This is a genomic window from Roseobacter sp. TSBP12 (assembly GCF_009129705.1).
Classification (GTDB): domain Bacteria; phylum Pseudomonadota; class Alphaproteobacteria; order Rhodobacterales; family Rhodobacteraceae; genus Celeribacter; species Celeribacter baekdonensis_A.
This window is the reverse complement of sequence record NZ_PYIB01000038.1, coordinates 1-539: the sequence shown is the minus strand read 5'-3', so window position 1 is coordinate 539 and position 539 is coordinate 1. Positions and strand designations below refer to the sequence as shown.

Here is a 539-nt window from a genome sequence, read left to right as displayed (position 1 = left end):
GCGAACGTATGGTGACGATCCGTGGGAAAAGCAGGCTCTGGCGTGCAGTCCGATGGCAATGGAGACACCCTCGAATCCTTATGCACGTCGCGCCGAAACGCTAAAGCCGCCAAACGTTTCTTGCGAAACTCATGAAGCGTTGGGGACGACAACCTCGGGTTATCGCAACGGACAAATTGCTCAGCGTATCGGGCGTCGCTACGCGCGAGCTTTGTCTCGCTTGATCACGTATCACACAAGGGATTGAACAACCGCGGCCGAGGCGTCTCGTCGGCACACCCCTCGACGAGAGGAGATTTTCGGCCGGGTTAAATCCAGCAAGACAGGTTCAGATGTTCTTGTCGGTCCATGGTCAAACCGCCGTTCCTCTTTCGCCCCGAAACGCCACCGTATTCGCCAATGAGGCCACATCGCCTCTCGGGGCGCTACGTGCAAAGCGGCGCAGCCGTAGCCGCCTCATACCCAAAGCGACCCCGCTGCGCCCTGCCCAAACGGCTGCGCTCCAACAAGTGGCGATCAGGGTGGCCGGCAGCGGAAAT

1 pseudogene is annotated in these 539 nt (G+C 59.6%); it reads left to right on the top strand.

The features are described from left to right. Positions 1-394: pseudogene (locus C8029_RS22390) on the top strand (DDE-type integrase/transposase/recombinase); the annotation flags it as partial. Positions 395-539 lie beyond the last annotated feature (145 nt).